At 74.5% G+C, this 3,838-nt stretch carries 2 protein-coding genes and 1 pseudogene; 2 read left to right on the top strand and 1 reads right to left on the bottom strand.

What is annotated here, in order from left to right:
* Positions 1-213, bottom strand: a pseudogene (locus HW445_RS21665) (TetR/AcrR family transcriptional regulator); the annotation flags it as partial.
* 432 nt (positions 214-645) lie between these two features.
* Between HW445_RS21665 and HW445_RS21660 the strand changes: the two are divergent.
* Both HW445_RS21660 and HW445_RS21655 read left to right on the top strand, forming a co-directional pair.
* A complete protein-coding gene (locus tag HW445_RS21660; RefSeq protein ID WP_218957253.1) occupies positions 646-1,992 on the top strand; it encodes an FAD-dependent oxidoreductase in 1,347 nt (448 codons plus the stop codon).
* A 162-nt stretch (positions 1,993-2,154) separates the two neighbouring features.
* Positions 2,155-3,838 (top strand): SpoIIE family protein phosphatase (locus HW445_RS21655; protein ID WP_180222640.1); only part of this gene is annotated, 1,684 nt, incomplete at its 3' end.

Here is a 3,838-nt window from a genome sequence, read left to right as displayed (position 1 = left end):
CGCCCCGTAGCCAAGCTCTCCGAAGACCTCGCGGGCCGCGCGCAGCACGTGCTCGAGGTTCCGCTGGGCGTCGACGCGCAACGGCGTCGTGCGCATCCCGCGAGCGGTCGCGTGCGCCGTTCCGCCGCCGGTGCCGCTCACCGTCGCGGTGACCGGCGCCGAGACCGCCCGCGCCACGGGCGCGGACGGCCAGTGAGATTCCTGCGTCTGCATTTTCCGATCCCCCCGGTTCATGCGTCTCCCCCCGGAGACTCCCCACCTTGGAAGGCCGGGCCACGGGGGACGGCAGGTGTACCGAAACCCGCCCGACGCGCAACCGAACCGCGCATCCCCCCACACCCCGACGCAAGACGAACATAGTTGAGTGGGCGTCAATTCAGAAGAGCCCCGTTCCGGGTGCGGGTCCGCACGAATGGAGTACAGGGCGCGCCAGGCCCGACCGCACACCGTTTGTGAGCCCCCGCTTCCCCTCCTACCTGCGCATTCCGCTTACGCCGCCGCGGCCCCGCCGCCGGTGGCCGGGACCGGCCACCGGTCACATGAATTGCCAAGGCTGTGGACAAAGTCCGGAACGGGGTGCGTCATGGGAGGGTGAAGGTGAAGGAGCGCACCCGGGTGCTGGTGGTGGGCGGCGGCTGTGTCGGCATGAACACGGCCCTGCGGCTGCAGCGACGCCTGCGTCCGGAGCTCCGGTCCGGCGCCGTGGAGGTCGTCCTGGTGACGGCCGATCCGTACATGACGTACCAGCCGTTCCTCCCCGAGGCCGCCGCCGGGTCGATCTCCCCCCGCCACGTGGTGGTGCCGCTGCGCCGCGTCCTCGGCGACTGCCGGGTGATCGTCGGCGAGGTCACGGGCATCGACCACGGCCGGCGCCTCGCCCGGTACACCACCGCCGCCTCCGGTGAGCGGGCCGCCCGCAACCCGTCCGCACCCGGCGGCGAGTCGATCGGGTACGACGAACTGGTCCTCGCCCCCGGTTCGGTCTCCCGCACCCTCCCGGTGCCCGGCCTGGCCGACCACGGCATCGGCTTCCGGACCGTGGAGGAGGCCATCGGGCTGCGCAACCACGTGCTGGAGCAGCTGGACATCGCCGCCTCCACCCGCGACCCCGCGGTCCGCGAGGCCGCCCTGACCTTCGTCTTCGTGGGGGCCGGCTACGCCGGCGTGGAGGCGCTCGCCGAACTGGAGGACATGGCGCGGTACGCGGTCCGGCACTACAACACCATCGCCCCCGAGGACCTGCGCTGGGTCCTGGTCGAGGCGTCCGACCGGATCCTCCCCGAGGTCGACGCACGCCTCGCCCGGTACGCCCTCAGCCAGCTGCGCCGCCGCAGCGTGGACGTGCGGCTGTCCACCCGGTTGCGTTCCTGCACCAACCGTGTCGTGGTGCTCGACGACGGCGCGCGGCTGCCCGCGCGCACCCTCGTGTGGACCACCGGTGTGCGTCCCTCCCCGCTGCTCGCCGCCACCGGTCTGCCGCTGGACGGCCAGGGTCGCCTGCGCTGCACCGCACACCTCGCCGTCGAGGGCGCTCCGCACGCCTGGGCGGCCGGCGACGCGGCCGCGGTCCCCGACATCACCGCCGCCACGCCGGGCGCGACCGTGGCCCCCAACGCCCAGCACGCGGTCCGCCAGGCCCGGGTCCTCGGTGACAACCTGGTGCGCAGCCTGCGGGGCGAGCCCCCGGAGAGCTACGCCCACACCCATCTCGGCGCGGTCGCCTCCCTCGGCCTGCGCAAAGGCGTCGCCCAGCTCCGCGGGCGACGGCTCACCGGCCGCGCCGCCTGGCTGCTGCACCGCGCCTACCACCTGGGCCGTCTGCCCACCCTCAACCGCAAGGCGCGGGTGCTCGCCGAATGGACCCTCGCCGGTCTCTTCGCCCGCGAGATCGTCTCCCTCGGCTCGCTGGAGCATCCCCGAGCGGAGTTCGAACGGGCCGTCGGTGGAAAGCATTCCGACGGCCCGTCGGACGACCCGAACGGGTCCATCTGACCGGACGGAGGAACTCCGCAAACGCGCCAGGCGTCCAACGGATGTCGGTGCAAACCGCCCCGGACCGCTCCGGGACTGCCACACTTATCCACCGTCCGCGGCGGCCGTCGAACCGGCCGCATTCCGGAGCAGGCCGGAGACGACAACCCGAGGCAAGGATTCGTGAACTTCACGCGCTGGAGCGCCCGGCTCCCCGGAACGCAGCGCCGCGCCGCAGCGCGGGCGGGAACAAGCCCTTCCCCGGACCGAGGGGCCCAGGACCGAGGAACCCCGGACGGTGGTGCCCCGGCCCGACGGGCCGACGGCTCCGTCCCCGCCGCCCGGGCCGAACGGCCCGGCGGTCCGCGCCGCCCCGGCGCCACCGCCGTCGAGGACCTCGCCGTCCACGACGTCCTGGACCGCGTCCCCGCCCTCGTCGCCCTGGTCCACGGCACGGATCACCGCGTCGCCTACGTGAACGCCGCCTACACCGCCGCCTTCGGGCCCCGCGGCCCGGGGGAACCTGCCCGTGACGGCCTCCCGGAACTCGTCGAGATCGGCCTGCTCCCGCTCCTCGACCAGGTCCTGCGCAGCGGCCGCCCGCGCACCCTGAAGTCCCGCAAGGCCCCCGACGGCCACTGCTACACCTTCACCTGCACCCCCGTCGACGTGGCGGGCGAGCGGCACGGCGGCGTGCTGATCTTCGCCGCCGACGTCACCGACCACGCCGAGGCCGCCGAGCGGCTGCGCGCCAGCGAGCGCCGGCAGCGCGAGACCGCGGTGACCCTCCAGCGCTCCCTGCTCCCGCAGGAGCTGGAGCAGCCGGACGACCTGCGCATCGCCGCCACCTACCACCCCGGCGGCACCGAGGCAGCGGTCGGCGGGGACTGGTACGACGTGATCACCCTCGGCGGCGGCCGTACGGCACTGGTCATCGGCGACGTAATGGGCCGCGGCGTCCGCGCCGCCGCGGTGATGGGCCAGCTGCGCACGGCGGTCCGCGCCTACGCCCGCCTCGACCTCCCGCCGCACGAGGTGCTCCAGCTGCTGGACGGCCTGGCCTCCGAGATCGACGCCAACCAGATCGCCACCTGCGTCTACGCGGTGCACGACCCCAACGAGGGCCGCCTGGTCTACGCCTCGGCCGGCCACCTGCCGATCCTGGTCCGTGACGCGAGCGGCGAGGTCGTCCGCACGGAGGAGCCCACGGGCCCGCCGCTCGGCGCCGGCGGCTGGGTGCACGGCTCCGCGTCGGTGGCGCTGACCCCGGGTTCGACGGCCGTCCTCTACACCGACGGCCTCGTCGAGCGGCGCGACAAGGACCTCGACGAGGGCATCACCGCGCTGGAGCGGGCCCTCGCGGGCGCCGGCGGAAGCCCCCAGGTGATCTGTGACCGCCTGATGCGCTCCGCGGGCGTCACCGCCGACCACGACGACGACGTGGCGGTGCTCGTCCTCCAGCACCCCGAGCGCACGGGCGCCGAGGCCGACCTCTTCCGCAACGCCGAGCTGGAACTCCTGGGCGGCGCCGAGGCCGCCCCGCACGCCCGTGCCTTCACCTCGGGCGTCCTCACCAGCTGGCGGTTCCCGCCGGAGCTCTGCGACCTGGGAGTGCTGGCGGCCAGCGAACTGGTCGCCAACTCGCTCCAGCACGGCATCCCCCCGATGCGCCTGCGGCTGCGCCGCACCGACCGCCGCCTGATCGTCGAGGTCACCGACGCCGACGACCACCTCCCGCGCCGCCGCCGCGCCGAACCCGGCGACGAGTCGGGGAGGGGCATCGCCATCGTGGCCACCATCAGCTCCAGCTGGGGCTGCCGCCGCACCCCGGGCGGCGGCAAGGCCGTCTGGTGCGAGTTCGCACTGC

The organism is Streptomyces sp. UH6 (genome assembly GCF_013421635.1).
GTDB lineage: Bacteria > Actinomycetota > Actinomycetes > Streptomycetales > Streptomycetaceae > Streptomyces > Streptomyces abyssomicinicus.
Note: the sequence above shows the minus strand (reverse complement) of the source record. Positions and strands in the feature narration are given on the sequence as shown.

Excerpts from the sequence above, each read along its gene's own strand:
- HW445_RS21660 (WP_218957253.1), top strand. The coding sequence starts at position 646 with ATGAACACGGCCCTGCGGCTGCAGCGACGCCTGCGTCCGGAGCTCCGG.